The 15,880-nt window shown below is 63.1% G+C and carries 16 protein-coding genes; 9 read left to right on the plus strand and 7 right to left on the minus strand.

All coding sequences use genetic code 11. From position 1 onward, the window contains the following. Positions 1-142 precede the first annotated feature (142 nt). From OKW30_RS12700 to OKW30_RS12715, 4 genes are all read left to right on the plus strand, one after another. Complete coding sequence (locus OKW30_RS12700) at positions 143-397, plus strand: (2Fe-2S)-binding protein (RefSeq protein ID WP_090803857.1); 255 nt, start codon at positions 143-145, stop codon at positions 395-397. Between the two features lie 329 nt (positions 398-726). Further along, positions 727-1,464 carry an energy transducer TonB gene (locus OKW30_RS12705; protein WP_184070180.1) on the plus strand — a complete coding sequence of 246 codons (738 nt, stop codon included), beginning with the start codon at positions 727-729 and terminating at the stop codon, positions 1,462-1,464. 28 nt (positions 1,465-1,492) lie between these two features. Continuing rightward, positions 1,493-2,224 carry a MotA/TolQ/ExbB proton channel family protein gene (locus OKW30_RS12710; protein ID WP_429346851.1) on the plus strand — a complete coding sequence of 244 codons (732 nt, stop codon included), beginning with the start codon at positions 1,493-1,495 and terminating at the stop codon, positions 2,222-2,224. Positions 2,225-2,240: 16 nt separating this feature from the next. Next, on the plus strand, positions 2,241-2,660 hold the full coding sequence (locus tag OKW30_RS12715; RefSeq protein WP_090803854.1) for an ExbD/TolR family protein: 420 nt from the start codon (positions 2,241-2,243) through the stop codon (positions 2,658-2,660). Positions 2,661-3,082: 422 nt separating this feature from the next. On the opposite strand, the gene OKW30_RS12720 is transcribed toward OKW30_RS12715, so the two are convergent. Next, entirely contained in the window at positions 3,083-4,093 is a 1,011-nt protein-coding gene (locus tag OKW30_RS12720; RefSeq protein WP_429346852.1) for a LysR family transcriptional regulator, read from the minus strand. A 122-nt stretch (positions 4,094-4,215) separates the two neighbouring features. On the opposite strand from OKW30_RS12720, the gene OKW30_RS12725 reads away from it, so the two are divergent. From OKW30_RS12725 to hemP, 4 genes are all read left to right on the plus strand, one after another. Then, positions 4,216-5,094 carry a pirin family protein gene (locus OKW30_RS12725; protein WP_429346853.1) on the plus strand — a complete coding sequence of 293 codons (879 nt, stop codon included), beginning with the start codon at positions 4,216-4,218 and terminating at the stop codon, positions 5,092-5,094. Positions 5,095-5,299: 205 nt separating this feature from the next. Further along, positions 5,300-5,698: an OsmC family protein gene (locus OKW30_RS12730; RefSeq protein ID WP_184044399.1), complete on the plus strand. Its 399-nt coding sequence runs from the start codon at positions 5,300-5,302 to the stop codon at positions 5,696-5,698. 85 nt (positions 5,699-5,783) lie between these two features. Continuing rightward, a complete protein-coding gene (locus OKW30_RS12735) occupies positions 5,784-6,266 on the plus strand; it encodes an SRPBCC family protein (RefSeq protein ID WP_184070189.1) in 483 nt (160 codons plus the stop codon). A 184-nt stretch (positions 6,267-6,450) separates the two neighbouring features. Further along, positions 6,451-6,711: a hemin uptake protein HemP gene (hemP, locus tag OKW30_RS12740; RefSeq protein ID WP_184070191.1), complete on the plus strand. Its 261-nt coding sequence runs from the start codon at positions 6,451-6,453 to the stop codon at positions 6,709-6,711. Positions 6,712-6,989: 278 nt separating this feature from the next. On the opposite strand, the gene OKW30_RS12745 is transcribed toward hemP, so the two are convergent. The 5 genes from OKW30_RS12745 to uvrB all read right to left on the minus strand — a co-directional run bounded on the left by OKW30_RS12745 (position 6,990) and on the right by uvrB (position 12,776). Next, entirely contained in the window at positions 6,990-8,399 is a 1,410-nt protein-coding gene (locus OKW30_RS12745; RefSeq protein WP_429346854.1) for a 4Fe-4S binding protein, read from the minus strand. Then, a complete protein-coding gene (locus OKW30_RS12750; protein WP_429346855.1) occupies positions 8,396-9,241 on the minus strand; it encodes an FTR1 family iron permease in 846 nt (281 codons plus the stop codon). Before OKW30_RS12750 ends, OKW30_RS12745 begins: the two co-directional genes overlap by 4 nt. 108 nt (positions 9,242-9,349) lie before the next feature. Further along, the gene (locus tag OKW30_RS12755; protein WP_429346856.1) at positions 9,350-9,682 is read right to left on the minus strand and encodes a cupredoxin domain-containing protein; all 333 of its coding nucleotides are present in this window, start codon (positions 9,680-9,682) and stop codon (positions 9,350-9,352) included. Positions 9,683-9,794: 112 nt separating this feature from the next. Beyond that, on the minus strand, positions 9,795-10,343 hold the full coding sequence (locus OKW30_RS12760; RefSeq protein ID WP_184032585.1) for an iron transporter: 549 nt from the start codon (positions 10,341-10,343) through the stop codon (positions 9,795-9,797). Positions 10,344-10,682: 339 nt separating this feature from the next. Continuing rightward, positions 10,683-12,776, minus strand: a complete 2,094-nt coding sequence (gene uvrB / locus OKW30_RS12765) for an excinuclease ABC subunit UvrB (RefSeq protein ID WP_429346857.1) — start codon at positions 12,774-12,776, stop codon at positions 10,683-10,685. Between the two features lie 510 nt (positions 12,777-13,286). Here uvrB and OKW30_RS12770 point away from each other — a divergent pair. Beyond that, positions 13,287-14,486, plus strand: coding sequence for an amino acid aminotransferase (locus OKW30_RS12770; protein WP_429346858.1), 1,200 nt, complete (start codon positions 13,287-13,289; stop codon positions 14,484-14,486). A 155-nt stretch (positions 14,487-14,641) separates the two neighbouring features. Here OKW30_RS12770 and OKW30_RS12775 read toward each other — a convergent pair whose 3' ends face one another. Further along, positions 14,642-15,874 carry a patatin-like phospholipase family protein gene (locus OKW30_RS12775; protein WP_429346859.1) on the minus strand — a complete coding sequence of 411 codons (1,233 nt, stop codon included), beginning with the start codon at positions 15,872-15,874 and terminating at the stop codon, positions 14,642-14,644. Positions 15,875-15,880 lie beyond the last annotated feature (6 nt).

The following is a 15,880-nucleotide window of genomic DNA, read 5'->3' on the forward strand; positions in this document are numbered from 1 at the left end:
AACCGGCGCGCGCCCCGCCCTTCCTGCCGACGAAATCCATTCCAAGAGTCTGGTTTTGTTACAAAAAATCGCACGGGACGCTTGCCAAACGAACCAAACAAAATGATAATAATTCGCATTAACTTTAGCTATGACGCCTGCCATGATCGTCTGTGTCTGCAAATCCGTATCCGACCGCACAATCCGCTCCTCGATTGCGGACGGCATCGACTCGTTCGACGAGTTGCAGTTTGAACTCGGCGTCGCCTCGTGCTGCGGCAAATGCGAGGAATCCGTGCGTGACGTGATGCTGCAAAGCGGTGTCTGCGCGAGCCGTTGCGGCGTGGTCGAGCATCGGCAGGTGCAGAGCGTCGCCGAGGTCGTGCAAGTCGCGTTCTACGAGCGCAAGGCAGCCTGAGCTCAACTAGCAGGGCCGGTGCAGGCCGTGTCGGTGCATCTAAAAGTCCCTCTGCTTCACGCACGCTTTATGTAACGCTCCGATGCGACGTTGAATGTGCCGCACGTCTGCAACACAACCGCAGTACTGTCCGCCGTACTCCGTTATCTCACTGCCGTCAGCAAGCCAGTACCCGCACCAGCCAGCTACCCCGCTCCCCCTTCGAAAGGAGTTCGAGATGGAATTGCTGATTGGTTTCGTGACTACTTTGTTCATTTCGCTGCTGATTTTCCGAACATGACGATGCCCTGTTTGACGCGCCGCCCGCACGGTGCGCTGCCACACTGACCATGCAGGCTCCGCATCCCGTTTCCGCCGGCGCCACGCTGGCGTCGTCCACCCGACCGAATTCCCGCGCGCTGACGGCCACTGCCATAGTCGCCGCGGTTCACGTCGCTCTGCTCGCCGTGATCATGACGCTGCGTCACGAGCCTGTACCGGTCGCGCTCGAATCGCACGTGATGACCGCCGAACTGCTGCCGCCCGCGCCGCTCGCCGCGCCGGTCGCGCTGCAATCGATCGCTCCGCCGCCGCCCCGGCCAACGCCGCCCGTCCATACGAGGCCGAAAGCCCAGCCGAAGCCGACTCCGACGCCCAAGCCGACGCCAACTCCGTTGCCACAGGCCGCTGCGCCATCGCCGACGCCGGTCGCGGCGCCCGATCCGACGCCGCCCGCGCCCGCCGCGCCGGCGACACCGCCCACCGCGGCAGCGCCCGCGATCGGCAAGCCGACGATGGAAATCAGCGCACCGAAAAACGTGTCGCACCTCGATTGCAATATCAGCCAGCCCGAATACCCGGCTCTATCGCGGCGCCGCGGCGAATCCGGCACCGCGTACGTGCACTTCGTCGTCGGTCTGAGCGGCAAGCTCGAGAACATCGAGTTGAAGAAAAGCAGCGGCTTTAGCCGTCTCGACGACGCGGCCGTGGCCGCCGTGCGCGCGAGCGCCTGCAAACCGTATCTCGAGAACGGCGAGCCCGTCAGGGCCGCGTACACCCAGCCTTTCAACTTCAATCTGACCGACTGAAGCAAGCTTTCAAAAACAAGGAATTGCAATGCAAAACTACGGATTGGCACACGTGTGGGCGCAAGGGGATTTCGTGACGCGCGGTATCGCGCTGGCGCTATTGATCATGTCGGTGATGTCGTGGAGCGTGATCGTCGTCAAAGGCTGGAACGTGATGCGCCTGAAGCGCCTGACGAAGAACGCCGAGCAGGCGTTCTGGCATTCGGACGACCTCGCCGACGGCGTGAAGAAGCTCGGCGGCGGCGCCTCGACGCCACATGACAACCCGTTCCTCGCGCTCGCGCTGTCGGGCCAGGAAGCGGCCGACCATCATCACCAGACGCAGCCGCATCTGCACGACCGCATGGACGTATCGGACTGGGTCACGCGCTGCCTGAAAGACACGATGGACGAAAGCGTCGCGCGCATGCAGAGCGGTCTCGCGATTCTTGCGTCGATCGGCAGCACCGCGCCGTTCGTCGGCCTGTTCGGCACCGTCTGGGGCATCTATCACGCGCTGCTCGCGATCGGCGCGAGCGGCCAGTCGTCGATCGACCAGGTCGCCGGCCCGGTCGGCGAAGCGCTGATCATGACCGCGTTTGGTCTGTTCGTCGCGATTCCGGCCGTGCTCGGCTACAACGCGCTGACGCGCGCCAACAAGGCGATCGTCGCGAAGCTGAGCCGCTTCGCTCACGGCCTGCATGCGTTCTTCGTGACCGGTGCCCGTTTGTCGTCGACCAAGCGCGGCGACGGCCTGCGTCTCGCAACCCGCGCCAACTGATCGACGAGGCATCCCAATGGCAATGAGCCCTTTCGCCGGAGACGATGACGACGGCCTGATGAACGAGATCAACATGACGCCGCTCGTCGACGTGATGCTGGTTCTGCTGATCGTCTTCATGGTGACCATTCCGGTGATCCGTCACGCGGTCAAGATCGATCTGCCGCACGCGAGCAGTCAGAGGGAAGACACGAAGCCCGCGCAGGTGACGGTGTCGATCGACGCGGACGGCAACGTGCTGTGGGACAGCACCAAGGTCGACGATGCGGCGCTCGCCGCGAAGATCGCCGCGGCCGCGCAGGCGAGCCCGCAGCCGGAGTTGCATCTCGATGCGGACCGCAAGGTGCCGTACGAGAAGGTCGCTCAGGTGATGTCCGCCGCGCAGGCTGGCGGACTGACGAAGATCGGTTTCGTCACGCAGCCCAAAGCGAAGTAAGCGGTAACGTGGCAAGCGGAGCAGCGCGCTCGTCCACGGGAACATCCCTTTAAACAGGGCCAAAAAGTAAAAGGCCTTCATCGTCGGATGAAGGCCTTTTTTTGTGCGCACTCGGCGCCTTCGGGCGGCGGGATCATTTGCCATCGGCCGAAGACTGATAGCTTTTATCACCGCATGCGAGGGCCGTGGTCGACACGGACAACGCGGTCAGCCCTATCAGGCCCGCTATGATAGCGGCCATGAGTTTTCGCATAGGACACTCCTTAGCGAAAGGGATTTCACTATATGCCTGTGTGCGCGCGCATTCAAGCAAACGACCATTGAAAGTAATCATGACAGGCCGCGCTTAAATGCTAAAAACGATTTCCGAAGCGCGCTAGCGGCCCGCGGCGCACCGTGCCCCCTCAAGTTGCCACAGAGCCTCATGAAACCGCCGCTGACACAGCGGAGGAAGCCCTCGCCACCGATCCCTGCGCCGCCGCTTTTTCGGCGCGCTCAGGACACTCGCCGATGATGTGCTTGCCCTCATCCGGATCGAGCATCTCGACCAGATAATCGACGAACGCGCGCACGGCCGGCACCATCCCCTGACGCGACACGAACACCGCGTACAACTGCGGCGTCGGAAAACTCCAGCCCGGCATCACGGGCGACAGTTGCCCCGCTCTCAACGCGGCTCCATACATCATCTCCGGCAATGCGGCGATGCCGACGCCGGCGAGCACCGCCTCGCGAATCGTCATCAGATCGGCGGTCACGAGGCGCGGCTCGTGTTCGTGAGCATGGCGCGTGCCGTCGGGCGAGATCAGGTTGTACACGTGGCGGCCGTCGCTCGTCGGCACGTCGAGTGTTTCGAAGCGGTTCAGGTCGCCCGGCGTCAGCGGCGGCGCATTCTGCTGCAGCAGGCTCGGCGCGCCGACCAGCATCTGCTCGGTGCGCCACAGCGGCCGCACGACGATGTTCGCGTTTTCCGGCGGATCCGAACGCACGCGCAGTGCGACGTCGATCGAATCCTCGAACAGATCGACCACGCGATTCGTCACGCGCATCACGACGCGCACCTCCGGAAAGCGGTGCATGAATTCCGGCAGGATCGTCGACAGAATCGTCTGCGAGATCGTAACCGGCACGCTGACGCGCACCGTGCCACGCGGCGACGAGCGCAGCTGCTGCACGACATTGACCGCCGCCTGCGCTTCGCTGAGCATCGCCTGACAGTGCTGGTAGAACAGCTGCCCCGCTTCGGTCAGTGCGAGCTTGCGAGTGGAACGCTGCAACAGGCGCACGCCGAGCGACGCCTCCAGCTCCGTGAGCCGACGCGACAGGCGCGACTTCGAGATGCCCAGCATCCGCTCGGCGGCCGAAAATCCGCCATGTTCGACGACCTGCGAAAAGTACATGAGGTCGTTCAGATTGTGTGAATCGATCTTCATCTCATCGTTCCATGAATAGAACAATCCATTGCTGAGGGACGGCTGGCACCGCCAAAAACGGTCCCTATAATAGCCCCATGTTTCAGAAATCGCGCTATTCCCCATTTTTCGAGGTGATATTGATGACTACGTCACGCACGATCGAACGCACGTTCCCGTCGGTTCGCACAGTAGAGGGCGGCGGATTCATCGTTCATCGACCGTTTCCGACGCGTCTGCTGATGGACTTCGATCCGTTCCTGCTGCTCGACGAAATGGGGCCGGTCGACTATGCGCCAGGCGAGGCCATCGGCGCGCCCGATCATCCGCATCGCGGCTTCGAGACGGTCACCTATGTGCTCGAGGGCCAGTTCGGCCACAAGGATTCGGCGGGCCATTCCGGCACGCTGCACGCCGGTGACGTGCAATGGATGACCGCGGGCGCGGGCGTCGTGCATAGCGAAATGCCGGACCCGGAATTCACGCGCACCGGCGGTCGCGTGCACGGCCTGCAGCTATGGGTGAACCTGCCGCGTCGCGACAAGATGATCGCGCCGCGCTACCAGGAAATTCCGTCGACACGCATTCCGGCCGCGACGTCCGAAGACGGTCAGGTGCGCGTGAAGGTCATCGCGGGCGAAGCGCTCGGCGTCAAGGCCGCGATCGAAACGCACACGCCGATCCTGTATCAGCATTTCTCGTTGCAGCCGGGCGCGACGATCCGCCAGCCGGTACCGGCCGACTATCGCGTGTTCGCGTATGGGTTGTCCGGCAAGGGCGTGTATGGCGAAGGCGACGCGCGCGCGGACATCGACGCGCGCACGATGGTGGTGTTCGCCAACGACGGCGACGCGGTGACCATCACGGCCGGCGACGAACCACTCGAAGTGCTGCTGCTCGGCGGCGTGCCGCTGAAGGAACCGGTGGTGCGCTATGGCCCGTTCGTGATGAATACCGAAGACGAGATCCGTCAGGCGGTGATCGACTATCAGGCCGGGCGGATGGGCACGATCACGCACTGACAGGCGAGCGCGTGCCGCGCGTTTGTCACGCCAGTCGGCGCGAGGCGAAGCTTGCCACCAGCCACGCGCGCGCCGCCAAATCATCCGCCACGGGCCGCGAACGCCGGTAAATTCGTTCACAATAACGGCTCATGTCGCGCGGCCCGCGTTGATTTCGACAGTCCGCGGCGCGCGACGCTATTAGATCCCTATCAGAGGAGCGCGTATGGCAGAGCCCACCGTCACCGCCCACATCGGTTCGACGAATTTCCAGGTCGTGTTCGACGACGGCAAGCACACGTGGCTTGCCGACGAACCCGAATCGCTAGGCGGCGGCGACCGCGGCCCGACGCCGGTCTCGCTGCTGCTGTCGAGCCTCGGCGCCTGTACGTCGATCACGCTAAAGATGTACGCGCAGCGCAAAGGCTGGCCGCTCGCGGGCGTACGCGTCAAACTGTCGATGGAAACCGGCGACGCAGGCTCGACGATCGACCGTCAGATCATGCTCGATGGCGAACTCTCCGGCGAGCAGCGGGAACGGCTTTTGCAAATTGCCAATGCGTGCCCGGTGCACAAGATCCTTACGCACACGATCTCGATCCGCTCCGCGCTCGCGGTCGCTTAACAGCCGCAGCAAACGCGCATAGGACGGTCGGACGCCGTCCGTTCGGGTCACGGGTATTGCAATATTTTCATAGGACGCAGTCGTCTTGAATTTCGAACACCTTATTCAGATCAACGATCCGTTGAATCCCTTCGTCGAATCGATGACCCGCGAGCAGCTGTGGGAAGGGCTCGTGCTGCGCGCCGAGCAGCCGCAACTGTTCGTGATGGGTCTCGACAGCTGCACGATCCTGTCGCGCGACGGCAATGTGCTCGAGCGTGAGTTGCACTACGGCCACGCCACTGTGCGCGATCGCGTCACGCTGCAGGAAACCGAAAGCGTGCGCTACGACATCCTGCCGACCGCCGAGCACGTCGGCGGCTCCCTGACGATGACGATCGAGCAGCCCGATGAGTTGCAGTTGTTCCTACGCTTCGAGTACGCGACCACGCTGCCCGTCTCGACCGACCAGGACGCCGTGCAGACGCAGGAGATCGTCAAGTCCGCGTATCGCGAGAACGATATCGATACGGTGCGGCTGATCCGCCAGTACGTCGCGGCCGGGCAGGAACCGGGACCGTTGCACTGACATACCGCGCGGGCGCCCTGCCCGCGCTTTCGCGGGGCCATGTCAGAATGGCTTCCAGAATCGCCATCTAGACGCACTTTCATTCAGCTATCAAAACTCGGACCCGATCAATTTCTCGATCTTGCAAATAGGAATGGTTATCATTTAGAATGATCACATCGAATCGACGAACAAGCTAAAACGAATGACCGATATGACTCGCTCCTCCACGCTCAGCCTGCGCCGCTCGGCGGCCGCGCTAACCAGCCGCCCGCAATCGTCGACGACGGCCGCGCCCGCGGCGAAACCCGGCGCGCAAGGCACCGCCGGCCAGAGCGAGACGTCGGAACGGGTCGTGCGCAGCGACGCGCTGCTGCAAGGCCATAGTCACATCAGCATCGTGCACAACGGCGACACGTATCAACTGCGTGCGACGCGCCTCGGCAAGCTGATCCTGACGAAGTAGCAAGACACGAGGTAAGTACCGGGTATTGTGGGGACCACCTCCCAGAGAGGTGTTAGGCATTAGCCAGCCACGACGGTTTGCACGCGAGAACTAGACCCCTTCGTGCAGACACCAAGCCAGCCGTCGCAGCAAGCCAGGCCGCTTTTTTGGTTCTCGCTCGAAAGCCGATGCGCGCAACGGCGTACATCGCTGAAAATGATAAAGCCGTGGGGTGTCACCATCCCACGGCTTTTCGTTTGCGCTTGCGCCTGCGTTCGCACCGGACACAGGCTGAAGACTTACTTCGAGGCCCAGCCCCAGAACATCAGCCACCACGCGCTATTGACGACCGCTAGCGCCGCGACGAACCACAACATCGCCAGCGCGCGTTGCACGAAGCGCTCGCTGTAGCGGCGCGTGACGAGCCACGCGAGCCATGCGCTCCACGCGCTCGCAATCACGAGAATTGCGATGCGCAGACCCGACGCCCACCACAGCGACACGTGCTCGGCGCGCAGCAGCGACAGCGTCGTCGCCGACAAACCAAGGAATACGCCCGCGCCCGCGATCGGAATCAGCCCCTGCGTCAAGTGATGCAGACGCGTTGCGTCGAAGCGCCCGAGCATGCGCGTCGCGCCCGTCAGCAACAGCAGCAGCACGGTGCCGTAGACAAGCGCCGTCGACAGGATGTAGCCGATCAGCAGCGAGCCGTCGAGCCACGAGAACACGTCGTTCTGGTCGGGGTAATGCGTGAACAGGAACCACGGCGCGTTGGTGTCGAGCGGCCACGTGATGTCGCGATCGACGAGCCATGTCGCGACGAACATCTTCAGGTCGATGAACCAGCGCGACGCGGTCCAGTGGAACGCGCCGATCGCGATGCCGAGCAGGCCGTACAGGATCAGCGCGGTGTCCCACGGGTTCGCCTTCTTGTCGCCCAACTGCACGATTTCGGTCGACGGCTTGCGCCACGTCAGCGCGATCGCATCGCGGTGGCCGCTGCAGCGGCCGCACATATGGCAGTCCGCCGCACCCTTCATGTTGCGCAACGGCACGAGCGGCGCGCAGTTGATCGGAATCACGCGATGCCCATGCTCGCCGTTCGTGTACGAGCGGCGCCACGCGTCTTCGTCGACCTTGTAGTGAAACGGCGCGAGCCGTGACAGAAGCGAAAAAAACCCGTTGACGGGGCACAGGTATTTGCACCAGACGCGCTTCTCGCGTCCGTATAGCAGACCGATCACGATTGCCGCGAAGGTCGAGCCGCCGAGCACCAGCAACACCGCTTTCGGATACTGGTAGACGCTCACCATCTGCCCGTAGATCGTCGTGATGCCGAACGCGACGAACGGCCAGCCGCCCCAGCGCATCCAATGGGGAATCGCGCGGCCGCGGCCGAATTTGCTCGCGAATTCAGCGAGCGCGCCCTCCGGACACAGCACGCCGCACCAGACGCGGCCGAGCATCACCATCGACAGCAACACGAACGGCCACCAGATGCCCCAGAACACGAACTGCGCGGCGAGCGTCAGGTTGTTCCACAGATGCGCGGTATCGTTTGGCAGCGGCATCAGCGCGGGCACGACGATCAGGAACGCATACACCGCGACCACGACCCACTGGATGCCGCGAATCACCGCGCCGTGGCGCTGCATCCACTGGCCGGCCGCCGCGAGGCGGCCCGGCCGGGAAGCCATCACGGCGCTCATGCCGCGCGCCCTACCGTCTGCTGCGCGGGCTTGCGACTGGCGCGGCGCACGAGCAGATAAACGACCGCCCAATACACGGCATAGGCGAGCAGATTCATCAGCGCCGGATGCGCGCGGTAGCCGGTCAGCGTCGCGACGAGCGAACCGAAGGTGCTCGAGTCATCGAGAATCGCCGACGAATTCCACAGCTGGTCGACGAGCGTCGGCAGGATTTCCTTGTCGATCAGCTTGTCGACGCCGGTCTGGAACAGCCCCGCGCCGAGGAACAGCAGCATGATTTCGGTGACGCGAAAAAAGAGCCGCCACGAGATGATCTTGCCGCCGAGCTGCAACACGTAGAAGGTCAGGAACGCAAGCGCGAGACCGATCACGACAGCGAGCATCTGACTGCCGTCGACCTGACCCGACTGGCCAAAGCCGAGGCCGTACAGGAAGATCACGGTTTCGCTGCCTTCGCGCGCGATCGCCAGTGCGACCAGCAGCGCCACGCCCCACCAGTTCGAATCGCGCTGGCTCTTTTGCAGCGACTGTTCCATGTCGCGCTTCAGCGTGCGGCCGTGCTGCTTCATCCACAGCACCATCTGCACGATCAGCACGCAGGCGATGAGCACCATCGCGGTCTGGAAGTAATCCTGCGCGTCACCGGAGAGCACCTCGGTGAAGCCGACCAGCGCCGCGCCGAGCGCCACCGCCGCGATCACGCCGGCCGCCACGCCGCCCCACAGGTACGACAAGCCGCGGCGGGCGTCGTCGTCGCCGTTTTTCAACCACGCGTACAGGATGCCGACGACCAGCAGCGCCTCGACGCTCTCCCGCCACACGATGAACAGAATCTGACCCATTCAAGCTCTCCCTTCGATCCTTCTACTGCCCGCTTCCGTTGCCTCGCGCGACCGACAGCGCCCGCTTGCCGTGGCGAGTTCGCGTTCGCATTCGATCGAGACCACTGCTTACTTCGCGACGATCACGCCCCGCGCCTGCTGGTGAAAGTCGTCGAAAAACTTGTATTCGCCCGGCTCCAGCGGAGCGATCACGACGAACGAATCGGCGCCCGGCGCCAGAACCTTCTCTTTACGCAACTGCACGCTTTCGAATTCGGCCGCGCCCTTGCCGGTGTTGCGCACTTCGATCTTGATACGCTGGCCTGCCGGCACTTCGATGCGGGCCGGGTTCAGTTTGCCGTCGTTCATTTCGAGCTTGAAGGTCGGCAGGTCGGCTGCATGAGCCGTAGCCGCCAGGAAAAACGTGGCGGCAAGCATCGCGATCTTTCGGTTGATTCTCATTGCCCTTTCCGGAAAACGCGTCGCGCCAACGCCAGATATGACTCCGACTGTCCGCGCGCCGTCTGCTGCATTCACTGATATGTTGAGCGACCGCGTTGGCGCCGCGCGCCGATCAGTAACCGCCCTTCTTGCCGATGCCAGCGAAGGTGAAGTCGTATTCGAGCGTGATTGGCTTGAACCACGGACCCACGCCGGTTTCCTTGTCGACGTGACGGCCGAACGCCATGTGGCCCATTTGCATCGGCGGTTCGACGATCAGCTTCAGGTGATACTTGCCCGGGCCTTGCAGCTTGACGTTGTCGCCGTAGTGCGGACCATCGTTCGCGACCATCGGCATCAGGTCCCCCTTCAACGGCTGGTTCGAGCCGGCCTTCGTCAGTTCGTAGTGCACCTGCAGATACGGCATCCAGTCGCCTTCGGCGAAACCGGTCGGATTGTTCTTGACCGCGTGGATGTCGGACTCGAGGTGAATGTCCGAATCCGACGCCTTGCGCATCATGCCTTCAGGTTCCATCGTGACCGGCTGCAGGTAGACCGCGCCGATTTCCATGCCGCCCTGGATCTGCTGTTTGCCGATCGGATATTCGGCGGCCGAGGCCGACAGCGCCGCGACAGCAGCTACCGCTGCCGCGCCACCGCGCACAAAGGAAGAAATCCGCATTGAAGCTCCTTGTTTCTATCAGACTGGAATCGATTTCATTGAAACACTGCGGCCGCAAGTCAGATGTAAATTTAAATGCGAACCATTCTCAATATTGGGGCGAGTTTATCATCGATCGTTGACGAGAACAAACCTGTCAGCACGCTCTGCCTGATGTCAGCAGGGTCTTAAGGCTCGCTTAAGAAACCTTCGTGCGGCGGGGAAACAGGGACGGAATTCGTCACGGCCAGGTTGGCCGCGCCGACGGCTGCAGCGGGACCTAAAGCGCCGGCCGATGTGAACAGGCGCGGCAAGTAACCGCGCCCTTTCGTGGTGGACAAAGCGGTGGAGGGACGCTAGCTATTCGACGCCCGACACGTGGTCGCCGACGTTCGCGCCGAACACGCGCTGACGCAGCAGCGCTAGCTGGTCGCGGGTCTGCGCGGCCTTCTCGAATTCGAGATTCTTCGCGTGCTCCATCATCTGCTTTTCGAGGCGCTTGATCTCCTTGGCGAGCTGCTTCTCGGACATGTCCTCGAACTTCGCGCGAGTCTGCTGCTCCTTCAACTCGGCACGCGCTTCGTCGACGTTGTACACGCCATCGATCATGTCGCGAATCCGTTTCACGACGCCGCGCGGCGTAATGCCGTGCGCGGCGTTGAACGCGATCTGCTTCGTACGGCGCCGCTCGGTTTCGTCGATCGCGCGACGCATCGAGTCCGTGATGTTGTCTCCGTACAGAATCGCCTTGCCGTTCACGTTACGCGCCGCCCGGCCGATGGTCTGGATCAGCGAACGCTCGGCGCGCAGGAAGCCTTCCTTGTCCGCGTCCAGAATCGCGACGAGCGACACCTCGGGAATATCGAGCCCCTCGCGCAGCAGGTTGATCCCGACCAGCACGTCGAACGCGCCGAGACGCAGATCGCGGATGATCTCGACGCGCTCGACCGTGTCGATGTCGCTGTGCAGATAGCGCACCTTGATGCCGTGGTCGGCCAGGAACTCGGTGAGCTGCTCGGCCATCCGCTTGGTCAGCGTCGTGACCAGCACGCGGTCGCCGGCCTTGACGCGCTCGTTGATCTCGCCAAGCACGTCGTCGACCTGGCTGCGCGCCGGCCGCACCTCGATTTCAGGGTCGACGAGGCCGGTCGGACGCACAAGCTGTTCGGCGACCTGCCCCGCGGTCCTCTTCTCGTAATCGGCGGGCGTCGCCGACACGAACACGACCTGGCGCATCTTGCGCTCGAACTCGTTGAACTTGAGCGGCCGGTTGTCGAGCGCCGACGGCAGCCGGAAGCCGTAGTCGACGAGGTTTTCCTTGCGCGCGCGGTCGCCGTTGTACATGCCGTTCAGCTGGCCAATCAGCACGTGCGATTCGTCGAGCATCATGATCGCGTCGGGCGGCAGGTAATCGACGAGCGTCGGCGGCGGCTCACCCGGCGCCGCGCCCGAGAAGTGCCGCGAATAGTTCTCGATGCCCTTGCAGAAACCGAGCTCCTGCAGCATTTCGAGGTCAAAGCGGGTGCGCTGCTCGAGGCGCTGCGCCTCGACGAGCTTGCCTTGGCTATAGAAGAATTCGAGGCGCTCGCGCAGCTCGGCCTTGATCGTTTCGACGGCGCGCAGCACGGTATCGCGCGGCGTCACGTAGTGCGACGACGGATACACGGTAAAGCGCGAAATTTTCTGCCGCACGCGGCCGGTCAACGGATCGAATAGCTGCAGCGTCTCGACCTCGTCGTCGAACAGCTCGACGCGCACCGCCATCTCGGCGTGCTCGGCCGGGAAGATATCGATCGTGTCGCCGCGCACGCGGAACGAGCCGCGCTGAAAGTCGGCTTCGTTGCGGCTGTACTGCATCGCGATCAGCCGCGCGATGACGTCGCGCTGGCCGAGCCGGTCGCCGGTGCGCAGCGTCAGGATCATCTGGTGGTATTCGGACGGATTGCCGATACCGTAAATCGCCGACACCGTCGCGACGATCACCACGTCGCGCCGCTCCATCAGGCTCTTGGTCGCCGACAGCCGCATCTGCTCGATATGCTCGTTGATCGACGAGTCTTTCTCGATGAACAGATCGCGCTGCGGCACATACGCTTCCGGCTGGTAGTAGTCGTAGTACGAAACGAAGTACTCGACCGCGTTGCGCGGAAAGAACTCGCGGAACTCCGAATACAGCTGCGCGGCGAGCGTCTTGTTCGGCGCGAACACGATCGCCGGGCGGCCGAGCCGCGCGATCGTGTTGGCCATCGTGAAAGTCTTGCCGGAGCCGGTCACGCCGAGCAGCGTCTGGAACGCGAGACCGTCGCCGACGCCTTCGACGAGCGTGTCGATGGCCGTGGGCTGGTCGCCGGCGGGCGGATACGGCTGGTAGAGCTTGAACGGTGAACCTTCGAACGTGATGAATTTTGATTCGTCGAGCGTATCGTCGGTTTCAGTCAGATGGTGTTCGGACATGAGGGGCGGCACCGGGCCTTGGGCAAAGAATCATTCTAACGGGTTGCGGAAAGCGAAGATCGAGCGGGCTTACGTAGGGCGGCCCTGGGCGCCGGTGTGTTATGGCCCTTTGCGGACTTGCGCGCCCTGACGGGGTTTACCGCGAACTCCCATCCCGGGCTCTGTCCTCCACGCCACGCGTCATCGTGGCGCAGTCAACGCCAATGGACAGCGCACCTCGGCCTGTTCGCGCCGTCGACATCGCCACGCCCGCTCGAATTCCTTACTGCCACATGGCCCTCCAGTGCCTGTTTTTCAAGCAAATAATCGCCTTTTGCCCGTCTGGTCGTCCGAAAAAAGCGCCCGGATTCGTTACAATGCGAAGTTGCGCTCGCTCGCCGCTGTCCATAGGCCGTCCCCGATTTTCGCGTTTCGTCGAACTCACGCCCACCCGCGAAACGCCGCAGACGCCCCAGATGAGGCCGCTCGCGCGCGAAGCCGCCCTCTTTTCACTACTGCTGCCCACCCATCATGTCTCTGTTCTCCGCCGTCGAACTTGCTCCCCGCGACCCGATTCTGGGCCTGAACGAAGCTTTCAACGCCGATACGCGCGCCACCAAGGTCAACCTCGGCGTTGGCGTGTACTTCAATGAAGAAGGCAAGATTCCGCTGCTGCGCGCCGTGCGCGAGGCGGAAAAGGCTCGCGTCGAAGCCGCGCTGCCGCGTGGCTATCTGCCGATCGAAGGTATCGCCGCTTACGATGCCGCCGTGCAAAAGCTGCTGCTCGGCAACGACTCGCCGCTGATCGCGGCCGGCCGCGTCGTGACGGCGCAGGCGCTGGGCGGCACGGGCGCGCTGAAGATCGGCGCGGACTTCCTGAAGCGCGTGAATCCGAATAGCAAGGTCGCGATCAGCGATCCGAGCTGGGAAAATCACCGCGCGCTGTTCGAAGGCGCGGGCTTCGTCGTCGAATCGTATCCGTACTATGACGCGCAGACGCACGGCGTGAACTTCGACGGCATGTTGAGCGCGCTGAACAGCTATGAGGCGGGCACGATCGTCGTGCTGCACGCGTGCTGCCATAACCCGACCGGCGTCGACCTGAGCGTCGAGCAGTGGAAGCAGGTCGTCGAGGTCGTCAAGGCGCGCAACCTCGTGCCGTTCCTCGATATCGCCTACCAGGGCTTCGGCGACAACATCGAAGCGGACGCGGCAGCCGTGCGTCTGTTCGCGGCGCAGGAACTGAACGTGTTCGTGTCTTCGTCGTTCTCGAAGTCGTTCTCGCTGTACGGCGAGCGCGTCGGCGCACTGTCGATCATCGCCGCGAGCAAGGAAGAAGCGGCGCGCGTGCTGTCGCAACTGAAACGCGTGATCCGCACCAACTACTCGAACCCGCCGACGCACGGCGGCTCGGTGGTCGCGGCCGTGCTCGCATCGCCGGAACTGCGCGCGACGTGGGAAAGCGAACTGGGCGAAATGCGCGAGCGCATCCGCGCGATGCGCAATGGTCTCGTCGAGCGTCTGAAGGCAAGCGGCGTTGATCGTGACTTCGGCTTCGTGAACGCACAGCGTGGCATGTTCTCGTACTCGGGTCTGACGGCACCGCAAGTGGACCGTCTGCGCGAAGAGTTCGGTATCTATGCGGTCAGCACGGGCCGCATCTGCGTGGCTGCGCTCAATACGCGCAACCTCGACGTCGTCGCCACCGCGATTGCTCACGTGCTGAAGTAAGGCGATTCACAGCGCGGAGGTTTGCCGTGCAAGTGCAGCAGGTTCGCCGCTGCCACCGCCTGTAAAAACGGCGCCCTTTTCTGAAAGGGCGCCGTTTTTTTGTTTTCTGACGGTTCGGTCTTGGTTGGCGCAACGTCGGGGCTCTCCGCGAGGAATCAGCGCGAATCCCGATGAATATCGTGCGTGACGAAGCCGGCATCGTTTTCCGGCATATCGAGCCAGTCGGGCTGCTCGAGAGAACGGAGAATATCTTCGAGACCGCTTCGCCAATGCTCGCGCATCGTCGACAGACCGAATTGAAAGTCCTTGTAGTGTCCTTCGTATTCCTTGTGCCGGTAGATCAGGTGAATCACGTTGTAGCGCTTTGAACACGACAGATCTTCGGCCAGCTTGCACCACGGATCGTCGCGTTGGTCTTCTGGCACACGGTCCAGCACCTCGCGCAGTACGTGGCGGAAACGCTGCGAGCGCTGCAGCATGTCGGTCACGAGACGCGTACGGCTCGAATACTGGATGTCTTTCATGCGCCCCTGCACGTCGGTGAGGTTGTCCGGCACCGGCCCGATCGCACTCCATAGGTCGACCTGAAACGCGAGCGTGTCGCGACGCGGCGTGGACTGGAGCATCTCGTAGAGCGGGGTATTCGACATCAGGCCGCCGTCCCAGTAGAACTGACCGTCGATCTCGACGGCCGCGAAGCCCGGCGGCAACGCGCCAGACGCTATGAAATGCTCGGGCCTGAGCGTGGTGTGGGTATTGTCGAAGTACGCGAAATTGCCCGTGCCGCAATTCACCGCGCCCACCGACACGCGTATTTCGCCGGAATTAATCCGGTCGAAATCACACAGCGACTCGAGCGTGGCCTTCAGCGGCGTGGTGTCGTAGTAGCTCGCCAATTGCGGCGGACCGGACACCGTGGGCAACGGCGGCGGGAAACGCGGCACGAAAAAGCCCTTTTGCCCTTCGACGATCGCGCTCATTGCCTGCGCTGCCGTAAATGCCTTGCGCACCGCTTCGCTCGAATTGAACAGCAGGTGCTCGATCGGAGCCGGCAAGGGCGCCCCGAACGCCGGCTGGCAGATCGTCTCCCAGAATTGCAGCAGACGCTCGACGCGTCGTTCCGGTGGATTGCCCGCAATGATCGCCGTATTCAGTGCACCGATCGAGATACCCGCGATCCAGTTCGGTTCGATGCCGGCTTCGTAAAGTCCCTGAAAGACGCCGGCCTGATAGGCGCCGAGCGCGCCGCCGCCTTGCAGCATCAGCGCGACAGTTTCGTAGTTGGGCAACCGGAGATGCCGGCGCGGGCGGGCGGCGACCGACGGACCCGCGCCCTCCCCGTCGCCCGACACGCCCGCCCGCGCCCGCTTCAGATTGCGTTGCGCCATGGGCCG

Source organism: Paraburkholderia sp. Clong3, from assembly GCF_050436485.1.
GTDB lineage: Bacteria > Pseudomonadota > Gammaproteobacteria > Burkholderiales > Burkholderiaceae > Paraburkholderia > Paraburkholderia tuberum.

Bases quoted from the DNA above. Each gene is read 5' to 3' on its own strand.
- OKW30_RS12700 (WP_090803857.1), top strand. From the start codon at position 143: ATGATCGTCTGTGTCTGCAAATCCGTATCCGACCGCACAATCCGCTCC.
- OKW30_RS12705 (WP_184070180.1), top strand. From the start codon at position 727: ATGCAGGCTCCGCATCCCGTTTCCGCCGGCGCCACGCTGGCGTCGTCC.
- OKW30_RS12710 (WP_429346851.1), top strand. From the start codon at position 1,493: ATGCAAAACTACGGATTGGCACACGTGTGGGCGCAAGGGGATTTCGTG.
- OKW30_RS12715 (WP_090803854.1), top strand. From the start codon at position 2,241: ATGGCAATGAGCCCTTTCGCCGGAGACGATGACGACGGCCTGATGAAC.
- OKW30_RS12720 (WP_429346852.1), bottom strand. From the start codon at position 4,093: ATGAAGATCGATTCACACAATCTGAACGACCTCATGTACTTTTCGCAG.
- OKW30_RS12725 (WP_429346853.1), top strand. From the start codon at position 4,216: ATGACTACGTCACGCACGATCGAACGCACGTTCCCGTCGGTTCGCACA.
- OKW30_RS12730 (WP_184044399.1), top strand. From the start codon at position 5,300: ATGGCAGAGCCCACCGTCACCGCCCACATCGGTTCGACGAATTTCCAG.
- hemP (WP_184070191.1), top strand. From the start codon at position 6,451: ATGACCGATATGACTCGCTCCTCCACGCTCAGCCTGCGCCGCTCGGCG.
- OKW30_RS12745 (WP_429346854.1), bottom strand. From the start codon at position 8,399: ATGAGCGCCGTGATGGCTTCCCGGCCGGGCCGCCTCGCGGCGGCCGGC.
- OKW30_RS12750 (WP_429346855.1), bottom strand. From the start codon at position 9,241: ATGGGTCAGATTCTGTTCATCGTGTGGCGGGAGAGCGTCGAGGCGCTG.
- OKW30_RS12755 (WP_429346856.1), bottom strand. From the start codon at position 9,682: ATGAGAATCAACCGAAAGATCGCGATGCTTGCCGCCACGTTTTTCCTG.
- OKW30_RS12760 (WP_184032585.1), bottom strand. From the start codon at position 10,343: ATGCGGATTTCTTCCTTTGTGCGCGGTGGCGCGGCAGCGGTAGCTGCT.
- uvrB (WP_429346857.1), bottom strand. From the start codon at position 12,776: ATGTCCGAACACCATCTGACTGAAACCGACGATACGCTCGACGAATCA.
- OKW30_RS12770 (WP_429346858.1), top strand. From the start codon at position 13,287: ATGTCTCTGTTCTCCGCCGTCGAACTTGCTCCCCGCGACCCGATTCTG.
- OKW30_RS12775 (WP_429346859.1), bottom strand. From the start codon at position 15,874: ATGGCGCAACGCAATCTGAAGCGGGCGCGGGCGGGCGTGTCGGGCGAC.